Genomic DNA, 20,838 nt, shown 5'->3' with positions numbered 1-20,838 from the left:
CTAAAGGAGAAAAAATGCGTAATTGGAGTCTTGGTGCTAAAATAGTTGCAATAGCTATTATAACGGTTGTTTTAATCTTAAGTATTTTATCTTTTTTGATTATAAACAGATCCACAGCTATTTTAAATACACAAATAGAAAATACACTCACAGCTTCTGTGCATCGTTATGGAAATCAAGCTGAAGCGAGCATTAGGTCTTTATTCGTCAGTACTATTGGTACACAAAGAACTTTAAACAATCTTATTTCAGAAGGTGCTATAAACCCAAAAAGGATAGAAAATATCCTCGGAGAAGCCATTGATGCAAATGGAGATATAGCTTATGGTTATTATTATTTAAAAGACGGAACTGCATATAAAAATTTGGGTGTTGATGTAAAATATTTTTCAAATAATAATGAATTTATGGTGTTAATGAGAGATGTAGATATTAACAATGCTGGCGGTATGCAAACTTTAGCAGCAAGTGAAGAGATTGCTAAAACTAATGCTATAAAAAATTTGATGGGGGGGGGTAAGTTATATTTTGGAGAACCAAGATGGTATAACATACATGGAAATAAATTTCTAGGTGTTCATGTAGCCGCACCTATTGCAGATAAAAAAGGAAAGGCTATAGGTGTTGTTGGTATGCTTTTTGATCTTAAACCTACGGCTGATTTTTTAAATGATTCTTCAAGATCTATTTATCAAGGAGCAAGGAGGATTTTAATAGCAAGTAATGGTGTTATAGCTACGCATCCAAATGCTGAATTTGTTACAAAAAAAATTACAGAGGTTAATAAAAATACAGCTCATATAATAGAAGCACAAAAAACTATCCATGCGGGAGCTATTGATTATAAAGCAGATGATGGTAGTGAATATCATGGTGCTATAAGAGTATTTGAAATATGGCCAAATACGGGAATTTATTGGGCTATGTTGGCTATTGTCCCAAATGAATCTGTATATGCTTCTATTGTGGATTTAAGAAATATTATTTTGATTAATTCTATTATAGCGATAATTGTTATAGTAGTTGTGATTGGTACTTCAGTAAAAAGAATAGTTTCTATAAGAGTGCAAAGACTTCAAGATCATTTAATGAAATTTTTTAGATACTTAAATCATGAGCTTCCAACCGTTGAGGTTTTAATTCCTAGATATAATGATGAACTTGGAAAAATGGCATTAATGATTAATGATAATGTTCAATATATACATACTTGTTTAGAAAAAGATGACATAACTGTGCAAAATATCTTAGAAGTATCTTGTGATATAGAAAAAGGACATTTTACTCAAAGAATAAAAGCAAATCCTGTTAATCCAAAACTTGTGGAATTAAAAGAAGTATTAAATAAAATGCTTGATGATATGCAAATGAAAATTGGTAAAGATTTAAATGAAATAGAAAGAGTTTTTAAAAGTTTTAAAAATCTTGATTTTTCAGATAAGCTTGAGTATGCTGATGGTGAGATAGAAAAATCGCTTAATGCAGTCGGAGAAGAAATAAGAAAAATGCTTCAAGCTTCATTAAAACAAGGGGAAATGCTTCAAACTAAAGCTGATGCTTTAAAAGAGAGTGTTTTAAAGCTTAATGATGGCGCACAAAAACAAGCTGATTCTTTACAAGAAAGCGCAGCTGCTGTTGAAGAAATGAGTGCTTCTATGAACGCAGTAGCAGCAAGAACTGAAGAGGTTATTAAACAAAGTAGCGATATTAAAGATGTAACTGATGTTATTAGAGATATTGCTGATCAAATTAACCTACTTGCATTAAATGCAGCTATTGAAGCAGCTCGTGCAGGAGAACATGGTCGTGGCTTTGCTGTTGTTGCTGATGAAGTTAGAAACTTAGCAGAAAGAACTCAAAAGTCTTTAGGTGAGATTGAAGCTAATACTAATATCTTAGTTCAATCTATTAATGAAATGGGTGAGAGTATTAAAGAACAAGCTTTAGGAATTTCACAAATTAATCAATCTGTTTCAGTAATAGATGGTTTAACTAAAGAAAACTCACAAATTGCACATGCAACTAATTCTGTAGCAAATGAAGTTGATTCTATGTCGGCTGATATTGTAGCAGAAGTTAGAAGAAAGAAATTCTAAAAAAACTACCCTTTTTAAGGGTAGTTTAATTTATAAAATACTCTTGAATTTTATTTTTATCTTCAAAAGCCATACTTTGGAAAATTTTATCTTTAAAACCTATTTTGTATTTTGTATTATTTTGAGTTTTAGCATAAGTTAGTGCTATACTTAGAGCAAGTTCAAGATCTTGTGGATTGATATTTTCATCTACCAAAGAATAAGCACCGATTAAATCAAAGAGTTTTAATTCTTCATATTTTTGAGTTTTTAATTCTTTTAAAAATTGATTTTCTAGCTCATTTCTACCTACTATCATTTTAGAGCCATTTGGAAGTCTTAAGTGGCGTCCATATTTTAAAAGTTGTGCATCATTAACTTGCATATTTTTATCAAATTTAATAAAATCTTTGATTTTATTTGAAAAACTCTCAAGTGTGAGCAAACATCCACCACCTGGACTTTCAAAATCTTCAAAACCAAATTTGGCAGCTAGTTCAAGTTGTCTTTTTCTACTTCTTCCGCTGATGTTTTCTAACTTTTCTCTATCAACCCAACCCTCACGCTCAGGTTTAGTTAAAGGTAAATTTTTAGCGCACATTGGACGCAAGATTAAATCTTCTTCATCAAGTGCTAATTTTTTTACCTTAGCCATAGCATCATTTCTTTGACTCATAGGGCGTTGACCAACTACTTCTCCTGTGATGATAAAACTTGCATTTTCATCTTTTAACATAGAAAGAGCGGTTTTAAACATAAAAGCATGACAATCTATACAAGGGTTAAAATGTTTTCCATAACCATATTGAGGATTAAATAAAACTTCTTGCAAATATACATTTCTTACATCTATCATTTCAAAACTAGCCCCTGCCATAGCAGCGCGTTTTGCCATGAGTTCGCTTTTATCGCTTGTACCACCAAAGCCTATATTGATATTTAAAGCTTTTACCTCTATGCCTTGAGAGCTTATAAGTTTTATAGCAAGCATAGAATCAAGACCACCACTAAAAAGTGCTAATGCTTTCATTTTTTCCTTTCGAAATTTTTGGCATATTGTAGTGAATATTTTTTAATTTTTATGTAAGTTTTTATTTAAAAAACTTCTTCTTCAAAGTTATAATGAATTGCTTTTTTATCTTTTATATTTTTTTGTAATCTACTTAAAAATAATTCTAAACTTCCCTCATCATCTAAAAATTGGACATTTTTTAAAACTTCCATTAAATGATTAAAAAAAATTTCATCATTTTGATAGTTTTTTTTGATTTTTTCTAAATTTTGATTGAGTAAATTATAAATTTGCTTTTTAAAGGCTTGTTTTAAATTTAAGTTTTTTAATTTGTTAAAATGAGCAAAATTAATTTTGCAAATAGCATATAAAAATTCTTCTAAATTACTTAAAATTTTAATATTTTCGATCTCATAAAGTTCTCTTATGCTAGGATCATTAAAGTCTTTTTGTTCTAAAATAGCCTTAGCAATATCTTGATGTAAGAAATATTCTTTTGTGCTTAAAAGCTTAAAAAGTCCTATGGCTTTTTGATTTTCATATAAAAATTTCAAAAGCTCCAACTCGCTTATGTTGTTGATTTTATTTTGTTTTGTAGGAGTAAAAAAATTTATATTTTTTCTAGTATTTTTAGAAAGTTTTATATCATTAATATTTACACCCAAAAGATTTGCTACTAAGGTAGTGTAGGAATTTGCTATTAAAGGTTCAAGGTTAAAAGTATATTTTTGCACCTCTTCTAAAGCCTTTTGCTTACTAAGTGCTGAGCTTAAATCAAAATTTGTGATCAAATTTCTTATATAAAATTCTCCAAGTTCTATACCTTTTTCTAAAATATTAAAAAGCAATTTTTCTTGATGAGTAGCCACTAGTTCAGCCGGATCTTTCCCACCTTCTATTAAAACTACTTTTCCATCAATTTTTGCTAAACTTAGTAAATGTGCTGAACGCACGGCAGCATTAAGTCCTGCATTATCATTATCAAAGCACAAAATCACTCTTGCCTCTAATCTTTTTATCAAGGGTATGTGATTTTCACCTAAAGCTGTTCCTAAAACTGCTACAGCATTTTTAAATCCTGCCTTATGAAAGGCTATGGCGTCCATATAACCTTCACAAATTATCATTTCTTTTTGTTTGTAAATGGTATCTTTTGCTAAATTGAGTGCATAAAAAACGCGTGATTTATCAAAAAGTTTGCTTTGAGGTGAATTAACATATTTTGCCATATTTGCTTCATCTAAAGTTCTACCACCAAAGCCTATGAGTAAATTTTTATGATCATAAATACTAAAAGTAATGCGGTTGATAAAACTTGCATAAGCACCATTTTCATTTTGTTTTATTGCGCCAACCTCTAAGGCTTCTTCTTGAGTGATTTGCTCATTTTGTAAAAGTCTTAGTGTTTCATTAGAACTTGGTGCAAAGCCTAGCTCAAAGGTTCTAATATCCTCATCATTTAAACCTCTTTTATAAAGATAAGTTAAAGCTTCTTTGTTTTTAGCTAAGTTTTGCTTATAAAAAGCATTAAGAGTAGGTAAGATGTGAGTGATAGATTTTTTATTGTCTTGTTTTTGTGAGGTGTAAGTAAGTGAAAAATTACTCCACGAAGCAACCTTTTCTACCGCTTCAACAAAATTTAATTTCTCATAATCCATTACAAATTTAAAAACATTGCCCCCAGCTTTACATGCAAAACAATGATAAAATCCTTTAATAGAATTAATATGCATGCTAGGATTTTTATCATCATGGAAAGGACAAACGCATACATAGCCTGAACCTTGTTTTTTTACTTCAACATAATGAGCTATAATATCAACAATATCTGTTTTTTGTAAAAGTTGTTCTATACTTGCTTGTTCTATCATATTTAAACCTTAAAGAAAATTATATAAGCATTTAGCTATAATTGTTATAAATTTGAAAGTTAAGTTGCAAGATTATGGATTTTTTCTTTGTAGAATACCGCGATCCTTTATTCGGTCTTATTGTTTTGACGGCTTTGATTTTTATCGTTGCTAGCTCACATTATATATGGCGGTTTTTTGCAAGCAAAGATCAAAAAAGCAAGCTTGATCGTTTTGTAAAAAAATTTGAAATCAATTCTACCCATCAGCAGATTTTAAAAAATGCCAATTTAAGTATAGAAAATTTAAATTTCCTAGCTCAAATTTTTACCAAAAGTGGTGAATTTGAAAAAGCTGTGGGAATTTATCTCATAGCTTTGCAAAAGACAAATGAGGCTAACCAGAAAGAATTTATCTTTTTTTCATTAGCACAAGTTTATCTAAAAGCAGGATTTTTAGAGCGTAGTGTAGAAGCTTTGTTAAATGCTTTAAAAATCAAAGCACGCAATAAAGAAAGCTTAAAACTTTTAAAAATTGTGTATTTAAAACTTAAAGATTATGATAAGGTTTTAGATGTTTTAGAATGTTTATTTGAGCTTGGAGAAAATATATATGCAGAAAAAGCTTTGATAAAGGCTTTAAAAATTCAAGCAAGTTCTAAAGAGCAAAAGCAAAAGATTAAAGAAATTTTAATTTTTAGCAAAGATAATGAGTATGTTTTAAGATTTTGTTTTTTGCATTATAAAGATAAGCTTACTCAAATGCCTCAATTTGAAAATGTCATTGATTTACTTAATGAATGTAAAAGCCCACTTAATCTTGAAGATGAAAAATACCATGAGTTTTTTTATGCAAAAAATTTAAGTACCAAAGCTATTTCTATTAAAAATCATAAACTAAAAATTTTAAAAATTTTAAATGATAATAAGCTAAGTGCTAATCTTAGCTTTACTTATGTGTGTAATAATTGCAAAAATCAAAGTCCTTTGTTTTTTTATCATTGTCCATTTTGTTATGAATTTGGAAAATGTGAGATTTATTATGAGGTAAAAGCTTGAAAAATATTGAAATTTATACAGACGGCTCGTGTTTAAATAACCCTGGTTTTGGAGGGTGGGCTTATGTTTTAACTTATAAAAATCATCAAAAAGAACAAAGTGGGGCATGTGAGAATACAACAAATAATCGTATGGAGTTAATGGCCATTATACAAGCTTTGAAAGCTTTAAAAGAGCCATGCGAGGTAAAATTATACACAGATTCAAATTTAATGGTGCAAAGTATTAATGAATGGCTTGAAGGTTGGATAAAAAAAGATTTTAAAGGTAAAAAAAATATTGATCTTTGGAAAGAGTATTTAAATGTTGCTAAAGATCATAAAATAACTGCTTTTTGGATCAAAGCACATAATGGCCATGAATTAAATGAGCGTTGTGATGAACTAGCAAGAAATGCAGCCTTAAAACTCCAAGAAGAAAGGTTGATAAATGCTTAAAAAACTCCAAGAAAGATTAAGTTATCATTTTAAAAATGAGCAATTGCTCATCGAAGCTTTGACACATAAAAGCTATAAAAAGCCTTATAATAATGAAAGATTAGAGTTTTTGGGTGATGCTGTAATGGATTTAGTAGTAGGGGAGTTTTTGTTTTTTAAATTCCAAAAAGACTCAGAAGGAAACCTTTCTAAGCTTAGGGCAGCTTTGGTAAATGAAAAATCTTTTGCAACCTTAGCACAAAAACTTGATCTTGGAGCATGTATTTTTATGTCTATTGCAGAAGAAAATAATGATGGACGCAATAAACCTTCTATACTTTCTGATGCCTTTGAAGCTTTAATGGGAGCTTTGTATTTAGAAATAGGTTTTGAAAAAACTAAAAACATAGCATTAAATTTACTCAATGAAGTTTATCCGCATATTGATACACAAAGTTTATTTAAAGACTATAAAACAAGACTTCAAGAAATTACACAAGCAAATATGGCAGGCACACCTGAGTATGTAGTGATGAAAGCTTTTGGACCTGATCATAAAAAGCAATTTGAAATTGCAGTAAAAATTCAAGGTATAGAAGTAGCAAGATCTATAGCAGGTAGTAAAAAAGAAGCCCAACAACAATGTGCCAAAATAGCACTTGAAAAATTAGGAAAACTATGAATAGCTTTGGAGTAAGATTTAAATTTACAAGTTTTGGCGAATCTCATGGTCAAGCTATAGGTTGTGTGATAGATGGTATGCCAGCAGGGGTGAAGTTTGACTTTGATTTTTTGCAAGAAATGTTAGATAAAAGAAAACCAGGTCAAAATAAATTTAGTACCTCTAGAAAAGAAGAAGATAAAGCTCAAGTTTTAAGCGGGGTTTTTGAGGGTTATACAACAGGAACTCCTATAAGTGTTTTAGTGCATAATGAAAATACACGCTCAAAAGATTATGAAAAAGATGTGTTTCGTCCTGCACATGCTGATTTTACTTATTATCACAAATACGGCATTAGAGATTATAGAGGTGGTGGAAGAGCTAGCGCTAGAGAAAGTGTAGCAAGAGTGGCAGCAGGGGCGTTAGCTTGTATGCTTTTAAAAGAGTTTGATATAGAAATAATGAGTGGAGTTTTTGGGGTAGGAAGTATTGATAGCAAACTTAGTAATGATGAGTTCGATTTTAATTATGCTAAAAATAGTGAAATTTATGCTTTAGATAAAAATTTAGAGCAAAGTTTTAAAGATGAAATTTTAAAAGCTAAAAAAGCTAAAAACAGCATAGGCGCTAGAGTTTTTACTAGAGTGAAAAACCCTATTAAAGGCTTAGGTGAGCCTTTGTATGATAAGCTTGATTCTAAACTTGCTCATGCGATTATGGGTGTAAATGCAGTTAAGGCTGTAGAAATAGGAAGTGGCATTCAAAGTAGTTATATGTATGGAAGCGAAAATAATGATGAGTTAAAAGATGGAGTATTTTTAAGTAATCATAGCGGAGGTATATTGGGTGGAATTTCTAATGGAAATTTTATCAATATAAAAACATATTTTAAACCAACCCCTTCTATATTTTTACCCCAGCAAACACAAAATATTCAAGGAAAAAATATCATGTATGAGTTAAAAGGTAGACATGATCCTTGTGTGGGTATAAGAGGTAGTGTTGTAGTAAATGCTATGGTAGCTATATGCATGGCTGATGCTTTACTTTTAAATGCAAGTTCAAATTTGCAAAATTTACAATGTATTTATGGAAAAAATAAATAAAAATTTAATACTTATTTTGATATGATGATAAAATATCTTTAAAAAGGGAGCAATATGAAAAAAAATATCGTATTTTTTGAAGTTAGAGGTGGTAGCGATAAAGGTGAAGATGGCCATAGAAAAGACACTATGCCTATGGTAAATGCTTTAAAAGAGCAAGGTTGGAACGCTGAGGTTATCTTTTTTGAAGTTGAAAAAAAAGACGAAATTTATGAATATGTAAAAAACAATGCTGATGCTTATGTTTCTAGAATTAATCCAGGGAATTTAAAAGAAGAAAATGAATACTTTGATATGTTAAGAAAACTTTGTGCAAATGGTGTTATAGGTATGCCTCATCCCGATGCGATGATAGGATATGGCGCTAAAGATGCACTTACTAAGCTTAATAAAACAGCTTTAGTGCCTGAAGATACTTATGCGTATTATGATATTAAAACTTTTAAAGAAAGTTTTGTAAAAACCTTAGCAAAAGGCGAGAGGGTTTTGAAGCAAAATCGTGGTTCAACAGGCGAGGGAATTTGGCGTGTGAGATTAATAGATGAACTGCCAGCGGGGGCTACAAGTGTGCCATTAAATGCAAAAATCAAATGCACAGAAGCAAAAGACAATCATACAGAAGAAAGAGAGCTTGGTGAATTTATGGATTTTTGTGAGCAATACATTGTGGGTGATAATGGTATGCTTGTAGATATGACTTTTTTACCGCGTATTAAAGAAGGTGAAATTAGAATTTTAATGCTTTATCATACTCCAATTTATGTAGTGCATAAAAAGCCTGCAGAAGGTGCTGATGCATTCTCTGCTACACTTTTTTCAGGTGCAAAATATAGATATGATGAGCCAAAAGATTGGCAAGAATTGGTAGATTGGTTTTTAGCAACTTTACCAGAAATTCGTTCAAAACTTGGAAATTACGATATTCCTTTAATTTGGACTGCCGATTTTATCTTAGATACAGATGAAGATGGTAAAGATAAATATGTTTTAGGTGAGATTAACTGCTCTTGCGTAGGATTTACTTCTCCTGCTGAATTTGTTGAGCCTATTGCTAAAAAAGTAGCTCAAAATATCATTGATATTGTAAGTAAAAATTAACCCTTGTTTAACAAGGGTTTTAACTCATTATGCTTTTAACTATACTTTATATTATCGGAATTACTGTTGATGCAATGACGGGGGCTATTGCTGCAGGACGGCACAAAATGGATCTTTTTGGAGTGATATTTATAGCTTTGGTAACAGCTATTGGTGGAGGTTCTATCAGAGATATTTTACTTGATCATCATCCATTAACTTGGATTAAAACTCCTGAATATGTCATTTTGATTTGTGTTGCGGCTATGATTACAACAAAAATTGCTAAATATGTTATAAGACTTGAAAAACTTTTTTTAATTTTAGATGCTATAGGTTTGGTTGTTTTTAGTGTTTTAGGTGCACAAATTGCAATAGAAATGGGGTATGGTTTTATAGTGGCTGTGAGTTCAGCTGTGATTACAGGTGTATTTGGCGGGATATTAAGAGATATATTATGTGCTAGGATACCACTTGTATTTCAAAAAGAAATTTATGCAGGTGTGGCCATATTAACAGGAGCTTTGTATTATATATTGCATATTTTAGGCATAGATGAATTATGGGTAATTCTTGCTTCATTGATTGTAGGAACTATAGCAAGACTTTTAGCGATACATTATGGTTTAAGTTTGCCTATATTTTCTTTTAAAGATGGAGAAAATAAAGAAAGCTAATTTTATTTTTTAGATTTTAAAATGCAAGTTTTGTTATTTATAATGTTTTTATAAAATCCCTGCGAGCTTTGCTAGTAAGCAATATTTATTTATATTTTATTTTAGAATATTTATTTGATATATTAAATTTATATTAAGCTTAAATATTGAAACTATTGTTTATGCTATTTTTATTTAGGAGTTAAAAGAGTGGTGACCCATACGAGACTCGAACTCGTGTTACCGCCGTGAAAGGGCGATGTCCTAACCGCTAGACGAATGGGCCAAAACATTAAATAAGAAATGAAATTATATCTTATTTAATTTAAAAAAAGCTTAATTATTTAATAAAACGCAGGTAAAAATAGCCAAATACACCAGAAGCTAATGAGGCTAGTAAGATTGCAAAGTTATCTACAAAATTAAATATATCACTCACTTCATAAGCAAGAGCATCTATAAAAAAGCTCATGGTAAAACCTATACCTGTGAGTATGCAAACTCCATAGAGTTGTTTAAAATTTGCATCTTTTGGTAGTTTTGCAAGTTTGAATTTAATCGCCATATAGGCAAAGCCAAATACACCTAGTTGTTTTCCAACAAAAAGTCCCAAAAATATACCCATGCTTACACCACTAAAAAGCATATGAAATTCTATTTTAGAAAGATCAACTCCTGCGTTTGCAAAAGCAAAAAGTGGCAATATTATAAAAGCTATCCAAAATTTTAAACCATGCTCAATTTCTTCTAATAAAGCATGATTGTTTTTTGTATATACAGGAATGAATAAAGCAGTAATAATACCTGCTAAAGTCGCATGTACTCCACTTTTTAATACACTAAGCCAAAGCAGAGCACCAAGTATATAATAAAATGATTTTCTTTCATTACCTAAGCGATTAAGTAAAAACAAGCCAACAATGCAGCAAAAGGCAACAAAAAAAGCCAAAGTTGAAAGCTCACCTGTATAAAAAATAGCAATGATTAAAATAGCTCCTACATCATCAAAAATCGCCAAAGAAACTAAAAATATTTTTAAAGAGCTTGGTATGCGTTGTTTTAGCATTGCAAGTATAACTAGAGCAAATGCAGTGTCAGTTGCTGTTGGTATAGCCCAACCTTTTAAAACATAAGTATCATTAAAATTAATAGCACAAAATATCAAAGCAGGTACTACTATACCACCTATAGCAGCTATTAAGGGTAGCGTAATATTGCTAAGAGTTTTAAATTCTCCTTGAACAAATTCTTTTTTTAATTCAAGTCCTATTGCAAAGAAAAAAATTGCAATCAGTCCATCATTAATCCATAACAAAGAAGGTTTAAAAAGCTCCCAAGCTCCTATTTTTATACCCATTTCTACACTTAAAAAATTCATATAGTGTTGTCCATAAGGGCTATTTTTGAGTAATAAAGCAAAGATTGTTGCTATTAAAAGCAACAATCCTCCTAAAATTTCAAGAGATAAAAAACTTTGGAGGTTTTTAAATTTCATTTTTTGAAACTATAAATGAATTTTAAATAAACATAGCCAATCACAGCGCTTAACAAAGAGGCTATTAAAATAGCAAGCTTATCTGAATATGCAAAAATATCACTATTTTGATAAGCTAAGCCATCTATAAAAAAGCTCATGGTAAAACCTATACCTGTGAGTATGCAAACTCCATAGAGTTGTTTGAAATTAACATTTTGTGGAAGTTTTGCTAAGCCTAGTTTTATACTAATATATGAAAATAAAAAGACACCTATTTGTTTTCCTAAAAATAAACCTAAAATAATACCTAAGCTAACCGAAGAAAACATAAAGCTTGGATCCATATCTTTTAAATCAACACCTGCATTTGCAAAGGCAAAAATAGGTAAAATAAAATAACTTACCCAAGGTGCTAAATCATGTTCGATTTCTTTTAAAAAAGATTTTCCATTTTTTGTTTCAAGTGGTATAAACAAAGCAGTAATCACACCCGCTAAAGTTGCATGCACTCCACTTTTTAGCATGCTTATCCAAAATACTATAGCTATAATGATATAAAAGGATTTTTTAGTAACATGAAAATGATTTAATAAATAAAGTGCTAATATACATACCAAAGCAGCGATCATAGCAAATACTGAAAGCTCGCTTGTGTAAAATAAAGCAATCACAATAATCGCACCCAAATCATCAAAAATAGCCAAAGAAAGCAAGAATAATTTTAATGAAGTAGGTACTTTTTTACCTAAAAGCATTAAAATTCCTACTGCAAAAGCCACATCAGTCGCTGTTGGTATAGCCCAACCTTGTAAAGCAAAAGCATCTTTATAATTAAAAAATGCAAAAATCAATGCAGGTACTATCATACCACCAAGTGCAGCAAATACAGGTAAAGACATAGCTTTTATACTATTTAGCTGTCCTCTTGTTACTTCATATTTTAATTCAAGTCCTATTGCAAAGAAAAAAATCGCAATAAGTCCATCATTAATCCATAAAAGCAAAGGTTTGAAAATTTCTAAACTTCCTGCTTGAAACCCAAAAGGAATATTTAAAAAGTTGGTGTATTGATCTGTTAAAGAGCTGTTTTGTAAAATTAATGCAAGTAAAGTGAAAAATATTAGCAAAACACCCGGAAAAGTTTCGCTTTTAACAAAGGTTTGAAGTCTTTGCATATAAATAGCCTTTTTAAATTTTTAATTAATGCGTTATTTTAACATAAAAAGGCTTGAAATTTAAAAGTTTAAGCAGAAAAACTGCTTAAACAGGTATAACGCGTATATTTGGACTAAGTTCTTCTTGTAAGATATTTTCTATGGCATATAAAGTTGCGCCACTTCCGCTTGAGCAACCACTGCAAGCCCCAAGATAGCGTATATATACATCTATATTTTTACTTTCACTTTTTTGTATATCAATTACTTCTAAATCCCCACCATCTCCGTGTAGCATCGGACGCACATCGCTATCTAAAACAGCCTCTACTGCTTTTAATTGTTTAACCATGGTCATATCATCAAAAGCAATATCTGCTTTACTTTGATCTTTTAATCTTTCTCTTTCCATTTCGGCTCTAGTTTCAGCTAAAATATCTACAAGGTAATAATCTTTTTTCTCATGTCCTCCAGGCTTAACACAAGATTTACAAAAAGCTCCTGCTTTTGTAAATTGTGTGATTTCTTCTACTGTATGTAAATCATTTAGTTTAATTACCTCTTTGATAGTTCCAAGGCTTACCCTAGCACATTCACAAACTATAATTTGATCTTCAAAGTCTTCAGGATTGACTCCTTTATAATGTGCTGCTGCTTGTTTGATAACATCATAAGCCATAACCGAACAATGCATTTTTTGAGGTGGAACCGCAGGAGTTTGCGGATTATCTCTCATAGCAAATTCAACATCTAAATTTGTAATTTTAACAGCTTCATCCACGGTTTTACCTATGCAAAGATCAACCATAGTATCACTACTTGCTATTGCTGTTCCACAGCCAAAGCTTTTAAATTTAGCATCAATGATTTTATCTGTTTTTTCATCCACTAGCCAATAAAGTCTAACTGCATCACCACAGCTTTCAGCTCCAAAATCTGCAATAATAAGTTTTGCATTTGCTTTTTGTGCATCTTCTTGTGTAAATTCGCCCATATGTTGAGGGTTATTCATTCTATCTTGTACTTTTTGAGAATACTCATCCCAAATAGATCCGCCAATTAAATTATTTTTTGCCATTTTTTATCCTTTAAATATTTTCAGGCTTATACGCATAAGTACTTGAGATTGCTCTAAGTCTTTGCGTTGCTTTTTTTATCTGCTCTGCTGTATAATCAATTTCATCTTCTGTGTTAAATCTAGATAAAGAAAGTCTTAGGGCAGTATGAGCTAAATCATTTTCAGCACCAATTGCTTCCATGATAGGGTTGCTCTCAAGTGCTTCACTAGCGCAGGCTGATCCAGTGCTTGCCGCTATGCCATTTTTATTTAAATCCCAAAGCATAGCTTCACCTTCTACGCCTTTAATGCTTGCTAAAATTGTATTTGGAACTCTTCTTGATCTATCTCCAACTACGCTTGTATCAGGCATTGCTAAAATTAAATCTTCTAGTTTGTCTCTTAATTTTCTAATGTGTGAATTTTCAAAGTCAAGCATAGTATTTGCAATTCTTAAAGCTTCTGCCATTGCTATAATATATGGCACATTTAAAGTTCCACTTCTTCTGCCACCCATATGCTCACCACCATGTAAAAGTGGAGTTAGTTCTATATCTTTTTTAATATAAAGCCCACCAACTCCTTTTGGACCATGGAATTTATGTGCAGAAAATGAAGCGAAATCAACTCCAGCTTTTGCAAAATTAACTTTGATTTTTCCAACAGCTTGGGTTGCATCAGTATGGAATAACGCTCCGTATTCATGAGTAATTTGAGCCATTTCTTCTATAGGAAAAATCATACCAGTTTCATTATTTGCCCACATAATACTCACTAGGGCAGTTTTATCTGAAATAACTTCTTTTAAATCTTTTACGCTAGAAACACCCTCATGATCAACACCAAGTTCTATAACTTTTACCCCTAAAGATTTCAAAAACATAGCACTAGCAGCTACTGCGGGATGTTCTACGCTAGAGATAATTACTTCATTTCTATCGCTATTTAAAATTTTATCAAAATACACACCTTTTAACACCCAATTGATACTTTCTGTAGCACAGGAAGTGATAATAATATCATCTAAATCACTTGCTCCTACACCTATATAAAGTTTATCCATAGCTTCTTTTAAGGCAGGATGGGTTGCACTACCCCATTGATGAAGGCTATTTGGGTTTCCAAAATGCTCTTTTAAAAAAGGCTTCATAAGCTCGTAAGCTTCTGGTGCAAGTTGTGTTGTTGCGTTGTTATCTAAATATACTTTCAAATTATACTCCTTTAATTAGGATAATTTTTATCTTTTTTGTTAATATACACTAAAATATTAAATTTAATATTAAATCAAGTAAGTTTTTAACTTGTGTAATAATTTACATTATTATTTTAGCACAAGTTAAGCCATAGCATTTAAATAAGAATGTAAAATTTTGTTAATACTAGCTTGTTTTTTTCTATTTTCTAAAAATTGAGTATCTAAAAGTTCTTTTTGAGTATTGATTTTTTCAAGATCAATATTAGGATTGTTTTGATTGAATTCTTCTTTTAAAACTTCAATTTCTTTACTAACTTGCTCGCTATAAAGACTATAAATAGAACTTGAATTGGCAAATTCTTTCATGTTAATGCTATGTTGATAGTTAATATATTGTTGAAAGAAAACTGAAAGCTTATCTTCTGAGGTGTTGTTTTTATCTACTCCATTGATATATAAATATAAATCAAAACTCATTTTTTCTTTATTGTTTTCATTAATATAATCTTGCATACTCATTTGACCTCTCATGAGTTTTTGAAAATTTACACTAGAGGACATATCCAACTCAATAGGCGATAGAAAAAAATTAGCTTTATTGTGATTTTGTTCTTTTAAATCATGATAAATATAATTGAGCAGCAATCCACTTTTAGAAACCTCCCCTTGTTTATTTAAATAAGGTTTGATAACAGGATTACTAGCTGTATTTTCTATGCTTGCGTTAAACGCAAAGTCACCTATTTTATTATCAAGCATTAAGGTGTTTAAATTTTTATTTGATTCTTTTGCATTTTGTAAATTTTTAGCATTTTCATAAACTTTTAAAATTTTACCCTCATAAGTATAACTATAACCTTGATTTAACTCTGAAATTTGAGCTTTACTTAAAAAATCATTGTCATTGTTTTGAAACTGTGGATTTATAGTTTTTAATGTGTTGTGATAAGTGTTTAAAAGTCTTGGTAAATCTATTTTGTTATAATTTAAATTCTCATCAAGCTTTATAAGTTGTTTTGAAATTTCTCTTATACTTTTTATATTAATATCATAATCAAGAGGCAAAGCAGCTGCTTTATTAAGATCTTTTTCAAAAAAACCTTGCTCGTTGATTCTAAAACCAAATTCACTTGCATAAGTCACTTTATAGTCTAAATTAGAACCATTGATATCAAGTAAATCACTTTTAATATTAGTATTTTCTTTTTTTTCTTCTATGTGTCCAGTTTTTGCAAAAGGATAATTTGCAAAATTCTGATACGGATTAACATTAGAATTTACAAACATAACTCTTCTCTTCAAAAATATTGCTTAACTTTTAAAAAGCAAAAGCTATGCCAAAATTTTTGAATTGAAGAGAAAAATTTTAAGCGTAAATGTCAAGTAATCCTGAACTAGCAGTAGGAGTAGTAGTTGGAGCAGGGTTTGCATTTACGCCTTCAAGTACTTGCATTACTGCATTTTCATTAACTTCTATGGTTTTTTTCATCATAGTAGTTGCAATGTTAAGCATTAAGTTTGCTTGATTGTTTGTAACTTCGCCCATAACATACTCCTTTTGTTTGGATCAAAGGTATTATCGGCAAAGTTTGGTAAATATTAAGCTATATTATAAATTTTTGATAAGTAATGATTGTGGGTGTTTTCTTTTGCTTCAAGCATATCGATATAATTTTTAAATTCATCCATATCTTTAAAAAGATTTTTCATTGTAGTGCTAATTTCATTAGAAAAATTTTGAAGATTATTTTGGGCTTTTAAATATCTTTCGATTTGATAAATTCTCGCCACTTCTCTTTCATATTCATCTTGAGTCATTCTTTTTGCACTGAATTCTTCATTTAGAACTTTTTTATTATTAATAATAAAAGATTTTTTTTGATTATTGATTTTAAATTCGATTATAAAATCTTCTTTTGAAGCGATAATTTTTAAATATTTTAATTTTGCTTTATCTTCTAGTAAAACAAAACTTATGCATTCTAAAAACATATGTGTAAAAATTTCTCTTTCAAAAATATTTTGACAAATATCGGTATATTTTAAACCTAAGCTTTGTTGATGATCTAAAAATGCTATATTTGACATGATCTATCCTTTTTTCATGACTTTTTTATCAAAAAAAGCAAAAAATATTCCAACTATTATGTATCAATCATCTTAAGCATATTAATCGTATCTTCAAATTCAAAATTTTCTTCAGGATTTTGACTTAAAAATTGTTGCATAAAATCTTTTTTAGCAATAGCTTGATCGAGTTCTTTATCGGTACCTTTTTGATAAGCACCAATACGCAATAGCACTTCATTTTCTTTAAGCAAAGAATTTAAACGCTTAAATTTTCTAGCAGCTAGCTTATGTTCATCACTGATAATATCCCCCATAACCCTTGAGGCTGAATTTTGTATATTTATAGGTGGATAAATTCCAAAGTCAGTGAGTTCGCGACTAAGCACTATATGCCCATCTAGGATAGATCTGCTTTGATCAGCTATTGGATCACTCATATCATCCCCATCAACCAACACGGTAAAAAAAGCTGTTATGGTGCCTTTACCTTCTTCCTTTCCTGTTCTTTCCATAAGCTGAGGTAAAAGACTTAAAACGCTTGGCGGATAACCTTTTGTTGTAGGTGGTTCACCTAGAGCAAGACCTATTTCTCTTTGAGCCATAGCAAAACGCGTTACGCTATCCATGATAAATAACACATCTTTACCTTGTTCTTTAAAATATTCAGCCACACTCATAGCACAAAATGCTCCGTATTTTCTCATCAGCGCGCTATCATCACTTGTTGCAACGATGATGACAGTATCATCAAGTTTACCACCAAGATTTTTTTGTATAAATTCAGGAATTTCTCTACCGCGCTCTCCTATTAAAGCTATGACTTTAATAGGAGCTTTGGAATTTTTCACTATCATACCCATAAGAGTTGATTTGCCAACCCCACTTCCTGCAAAAATCCCAAGCTTTTGTCCTACCCCGCAAGTTAAAAGTGCATCTATTGTTTTAACACCTACTGGAAAAACTTCTTCTATCAAACCTCGCTTCATTGCATCAATAGGTGCTCGCATAATAGGCATAAATTTACTTGCCTCAATAGGTCCTTTACCATCTTTTGGTCGCATAAAAGGATCGACTACTCTTCCTAAAAGTTCATCACTAACTCCTATTTGCATACCTGCATCGTTGATAAAAGCACGATCGCCTATTTTAAAACCTTCCACAAAACCAAAAGGACTCAAATAGCTTAAATTTTCATCTACTTCTACCACCATAGCCATAGCTTCTTTACTCTCATCTTCACTAGAAACTATTTTAATGATATCACCTATGCTAGTTTTTAAGCCATTTATTTCTATACTAGTACTTGAAATTTTAGTAATTTGTCCAAAAACACTAGCAAGATTTTGTGAAGCAATTTTGCTACGAAGTTTTTCTAAACCCATTAAAATCTAACCTGTTTTGCTGAGTTAATTAAAGTGAAAAATTCTTTTCTTGTTTTTTCACTTTTTAAAAAGCTACCTCTTAGTGCTGAAGTGCTAGTAGTAGAATTTACTTTTTGCACCCCACGCATTTCAACACACATATGTCTTGCTTCAATAACTACTCCAACACCTTTTGCACCTACATGTTCCATTAAAGATTCTGCGATTTGTTCTGTGAGTTGTTCTTGAATTTGCAAGCGTCTTGCAAAAACTTCCACAAGGCGTGGAATTTTACTAAGACCTACGACTTTTTTATCCGGTATATACGCAACATGTACGCGCCCAAAAAAAGGTAAAAGATGATGCTCGCAAAGACTGTAAAATTCTATATCTCTTACTAAAACCATTTCGTTGTTTGAGCTTTCAAATAAGGCATCATTTAGTATTTGTTTTGGATCTTGTTTATAACCACTATTTAAAAATTCAAAAGCTTTAAAAACTCTTGTAGGAGTTTTTAAAAGTCCTTCTCTTTGCGGATTTTCCCCGATAATTTCTAACATATTTTTTACTGATTGTTCAAATTTTTCTTGCATTTTTTCTCCATCAAAAATTAAAATTTTAACATATTTTTATTTTTATATAAAGTGATAAGGAAAATTTTGGTATATTATCAAAAAATTTTATTTAGAAAAGGGAAAATATTATGGAAGTTACAGCAAAACTAATTGATTTTGCAAATGCAAATGCTACTGTGAAAATTGCTCAAGGAGCTATTAAAGCAGAAGTTGAAAAATTAGCTAAAAAAGCGTCTAAAACTATGAAAATGGATGGTTTTAGAGCAGGAAAAGTTCCTGTTGCTGCTATACTTAAAAGATATAAAAAAGAGCTTACAAGAGATGCGGAGCAAGATCTTTTAAGAAATGCTGTAGATGGTGCTTTAAAAGAAGTTAAAAAAGAGGCTAAAGATTTAGTAGGTGAGCCATATTTTGAAAAATTTGATAGAAAAGATGGCGATATTGAAGCTCAAATGGTATTATCTTTTAAGCCAGAAGTAAAATTAGATGGATATGAAGAACTAATTCCAACTTATAATACACCAAAAGTAACTCAAAAAGAAATTGATGCAAAAAAAGAAGAATTATTAAAAAGATTTGCTACTCCTGAAGCGATTAAAGAAGCAAGAGCTTTAAAAGAAGGCGATTTTGCTAAATTTGATTTTGAAGGTTTTGTTGATGGTAAAGCTTTTGATGGTGGAAAAGCTCAAAATTATGTTTTAGAGATTGGCTCAAAACAATTCATACCAGGATTTGAAGAAGGTATGATTGGTTTAAAAGCAGGTGAAGAAAAAGATATTAATGTAACTTTTCCAAAAGAATATGGTGCAGCACATTTAGCAGGAAAAGATGCGGTATTTAAAGTAAAAATTCATGAAATTCAAGAACTTAAATTACCTGAATTAAATGAAGAGCTTTTAAAAAACTTACTTCCTGAAGAAAAAGAGCCAAGTGTTGAAAAATTAGACGCAAAATTAAAAGAACAACTAAAAAATGAAAAAATCTTTAAACTTATTAATGATGAGCTTAAAAATCAATTTGCAGAAGCTTTAGTAGCTAAGTTTGACTTTGTTTTGCCAAGAAATATAGTAGAGCAAGAAACAGATATGCAATTTAGAAGCTCTTTAAGAACTTTAAGCGAAGAGGAATTAAAAGAATTTAAAGATGAGGCTAAATATAAAGAAAAAAGAGAGAGTTTCAAAGAAGATGCGCAAAAAAGCGTAAAATTAACTTTCATTATAGACGAGCTAGCAAAACTTAGAAATGTTACAGTAAGCGATCAGGAATTAATCCAAGCAATTTATTTTGAAGCTTATAGATATGGTTTTAACCCACAAGAACATTTAGATAATTATAAAAAGCAAGGTGCATTACCTGCCATTAAAATGTCTTTAATTGAAGAAAAACTTTTTGCTGATATTTTTAAAAAAAATGATAAAAAGAAAACCGAAAAAGAAAGTGAAAAATAATGAGTTCATATATACCCTATGTAGTTGAAAAAACAAGCAGAGGCGAAAGAAGTTATGATATATACTCAAGACTTTTAAAAGATAGGATTATCATGCTAAGTGGTGAGATCAATGATGATCTTGCTGCTTCTATCGTGGCACAGCTTTTGTTTTTAGAAGCTGAAGATCCTCAAAAAGATATTTATCTTTATATTAACTCACCAGGCGGGGTTGTGACAAGTGGATTTAGTATTTATGATACGATGAATTATATTAAAGCTGATGTAAGTACTATTTGTATTGGTCAAGCTGCTTCTATGGGTGCATTTTTGCTTAGTTGTGGTGCTCCAGGGAAAAGATTTGCTCTGCCAAATTCAAGAATTATGATCCACCAACCACTAGGTGGTGCAAGAGGACAAGCAACAGATATAGAAATTCAGGCAAAAGAAATTCTAAGATTAAAAGCGATTTTAAATGATATTTTGGCAAAAAATACTAAGCAAAAACTTTCTAAAATAGAAAAAGATACCGATAGAGATTTTTTTATGAGTGCTATAGAGGCTAAGGAATATGGCTTAATCGATAAGGTTTTGGAAAAAAGTTTTAAATAA

19 protein-coding genes, 1 tRNA gene and 2 pseudogenes are annotated in these 20,838 nt (G+C 30.6%); 10 read left to right on the top strand and 12 right to left on the bottom strand.

All coding sequences use genetic code 11. The features are described from left to right. Positions 1-14: 14 nt before the first annotated feature. A pseudogene (locus tag L8X27_RS08075) lies at positions 15-638 on the top strand (hypothetical protein); the annotation flags it as partial. A 1,077-nt stretch (positions 639-1,715) separates the two neighbouring features. Further along, positions 1,716-2,096, top strand: a pseudogene (locus tag L8X27_RS08070) (methyl-accepting chemotaxis protein); the annotation flags it as partial. A gap of 25 nt (positions 2,097-2,121) precedes the next feature. Here the strand turns inward: L8X27_RS08070 and L8X27_RS06285 are convergent. Both L8X27_RS06285 and dnaG read right to left on the bottom strand, forming a co-directional pair. Continuing rightward, the gene (locus L8X27_RS06285) at positions 2,122-3,105 is read right to left on the bottom strand and encodes an MnmA/TRMU family protein (protein ID WP_263671516.1); all 984 of its coding nucleotides are present in this window, start codon (positions 3,103-3,105) and stop codon (positions 2,122-2,124) included. A gap of 65 nt (positions 3,106-3,170) precedes the next feature. Then, on the bottom strand, positions 3,171-4,958 hold the full coding sequence (gene dnaG, locus L8X27_RS06280; protein ID WP_263671515.1) for a DNA primase: 1,788 nt from the start codon (positions 4,956-4,958) through the stop codon (positions 3,171-3,173). 74 nt (positions 4,959-5,032) lie between these two features. Between dnaG and L8X27_RS06275 the strand changes: the two genes are divergently transcribed. Genes L8X27_RS06275 through L8X27_RS06250 form a run of 6 tightly spaced genes read left to right on the top strand, consistent with a single transcriptional unit; the run spans position 5,033 to position 9,932 of the window. After that, on the top strand, positions 5,033-5,995 hold the full coding sequence (locus L8X27_RS06275) for a hypothetical protein (protein WP_263665677.1): 963 nt from the start codon (positions 5,033-5,035) through the stop codon (positions 5,993-5,995). Then, positions 5,992-6,432: a ribonuclease HI gene (gene rnhA / locus L8X27_RS06270; protein WP_263660658.1), complete on the top strand. Its 441-nt coding sequence runs from the start codon at positions 5,992-5,994 to the stop codon at positions 6,430-6,432. The genes L8X27_RS06275 and rnhA overlap by 4 nt, the downstream gene beginning before the upstream one ends. Continuing rightward, complete coding sequence (gene rnc / locus L8X27_RS06265; RefSeq protein ID WP_220566461.1) at positions 6,425-7,093, top strand: ribonuclease III; 669 nt, start codon at positions 6,425-6,427, stop codon at positions 7,091-7,093. The genes rnhA and rnc overlap by 8 nt, the downstream gene beginning before the upstream one ends. Beyond that, positions 7,090-8,178 (top strand): chorismate synthase, encoded by a 1,089-nt coding sequence (gene aroC, locus L8X27_RS06260; RefSeq protein ID WP_263671514.1) that lies wholly within the window; start codon positions 7,090-7,092, stop codon positions 8,176-8,178. The genes rnc and aroC overlap by 4 nt, the downstream gene beginning before the upstream one ends. Positions 8,179-8,232: 54 nt before the next feature. Further along, entirely contained in the window at positions 8,233-9,276 is a 1,044-nt protein-coding gene (locus L8X27_RS06255; protein WP_263671513.1) for a Cj0069 family protein, read from the top strand. A 29-nt stretch (positions 9,277-9,305) separates the two neighbouring features. Next, complete coding sequence (locus tag L8X27_RS06250) at positions 9,306-9,932, top strand: trimeric intracellular cation channel family protein (RefSeq protein ID WP_220566464.1); 627 nt, start codon at positions 9,306-9,308, stop codon at positions 9,930-9,932. A 190-nt stretch (positions 9,933-10,122) separates the two neighbouring features. Here the strand turns inward: L8X27_RS06250 and L8X27_RS06245 are convergent. The 10 genes from L8X27_RS06245 to folE all read right to left on the bottom strand — a co-directional run bounded on the left by L8X27_RS06245 (position 10,123) and on the right by folE (position 18,818). Continuing rightward, positions 10,123-10,197 (bottom strand) — tRNA-Glu (locus L8X27_RS06245). A 54-nt stretch (positions 10,198-10,251) separates the two neighbouring features. Continuing rightward, entirely contained in the window at positions 10,252-11,406 is a 1,155-nt protein-coding gene (gene nhaA / locus L8X27_RS06240; protein ID WP_263660661.1) for a Na+/H+ antiporter NhaA, read from the bottom strand. Next, a complete protein-coding gene (gene nhaA, locus L8X27_RS06235) occupies positions 11,403-12,563 on the bottom strand; it encodes a Na+/H+ antiporter NhaA (protein ID WP_263662131.1) in 1,161 nt (386 codons plus the stop codon). The genes nhaA (L8X27_RS06240) and nhaA (L8X27_RS06235) overlap by 4 nt, the downstream gene beginning before the upstream one ends. A gap of 85 nt (positions 12,564-12,648) precedes the next feature. Next, entirely contained in the window at positions 12,649-13,620 is a 972-nt protein-coding gene (locus tag L8X27_RS06230; protein ID WP_220566466.1) for an iron-sulfur cluster assembly scaffold protein, read from the bottom strand. A 10-nt stretch (positions 13,621-13,630) separates the two neighbouring features. Next, positions 13,631-14,809, bottom strand: coding sequence for a NifS family cysteine desulfurase (locus tag L8X27_RS06225; RefSeq protein ID WP_263662132.1), 1,179 nt, complete (start codon positions 14,807-14,809; stop codon positions 13,631-13,633). A 126-nt stretch (positions 14,810-14,935) separates the two neighbouring features. Continuing rightward, entirely contained in the window at positions 14,936-16,081 is a 1,146-nt protein-coding gene (locus L8X27_RS06220; RefSeq protein WP_263660676.1) for a hypothetical protein, read from the bottom strand. A gap of 79 nt (positions 16,082-16,160) precedes the next feature. Then, positions 16,161-16,340 carry a putative motility protein gene (locus L8X27_RS06215; RefSeq protein ID WP_133318997.1) on the bottom strand — a complete coding sequence of 60 codons (180 nt, stop codon included), beginning with the start codon at positions 16,338-16,340 and terminating at the stop codon, positions 16,161-16,163. Positions 16,341-16,393: 53 nt separating this feature from the next. Then, complete coding sequence (locus L8X27_RS06210) at positions 16,394-16,882, bottom strand: hypothetical protein (protein ID WP_133318996.1); 489 nt, start codon at positions 16,880-16,882, stop codon at positions 16,394-16,396. A 56-nt stretch (positions 16,883-16,938) separates the two neighbouring features. Beyond that, positions 16,939-18,246 carry a flagellar protein export ATPase FliI gene (gene fliI, locus L8X27_RS06205; protein ID WP_263671512.1) on the bottom strand — a complete coding sequence of 436 codons (1,308 nt, stop codon included), beginning with the start codon at positions 18,244-18,246 and terminating at the stop codon, positions 16,939-16,941. Further along, entirely contained in the window at positions 18,246-18,818 is a 573-nt protein-coding gene (folE, locus tag L8X27_RS06200) for a GTP cyclohydrolase I FolE (RefSeq protein ID WP_263671511.1), read from the bottom strand. Before folE ends, fliI begins: the two co-directional genes overlap by 1 nt. Positions 18,819-18,928: 110 nt before the next feature. Here folE and tig point away from each other — a divergent pair, with 110 nt between their 5' ends. Next, positions 18,929-20,248, top strand: a complete 1,320-nt coding sequence (gene tig, locus L8X27_RS06195) for a trigger factor (RefSeq protein ID WP_133318994.1) — start codon at positions 18,929-18,931, stop codon at positions 20,246-20,248. Continuing rightward, entirely contained in the window at positions 20,248-20,838 is a 591-nt protein-coding gene (gene clpP / locus L8X27_RS06190) for an ATP-dependent Clp endopeptidase proteolytic subunit ClpP (RefSeq protein ID WP_012662167.1), read from the top strand. The genes tig and clpP overlap by 1 nt, the downstream gene beginning before the upstream one ends.

The sequence above is a fragment of the Campylobacter sp. CNRCH_2015_1657 genome, from assembly GCF_025772685.1.
GTDB classification, from domain to species: domain Bacteria; phylum Campylobacterota; class Campylobacteria; order Campylobacterales; family Campylobacteraceae; genus Campylobacter_D; species Campylobacter_D lari_D.
Note: the sequence above shows the minus strand (reverse complement) of the source record. Positions and strands in the feature narration are given on the sequence as shown.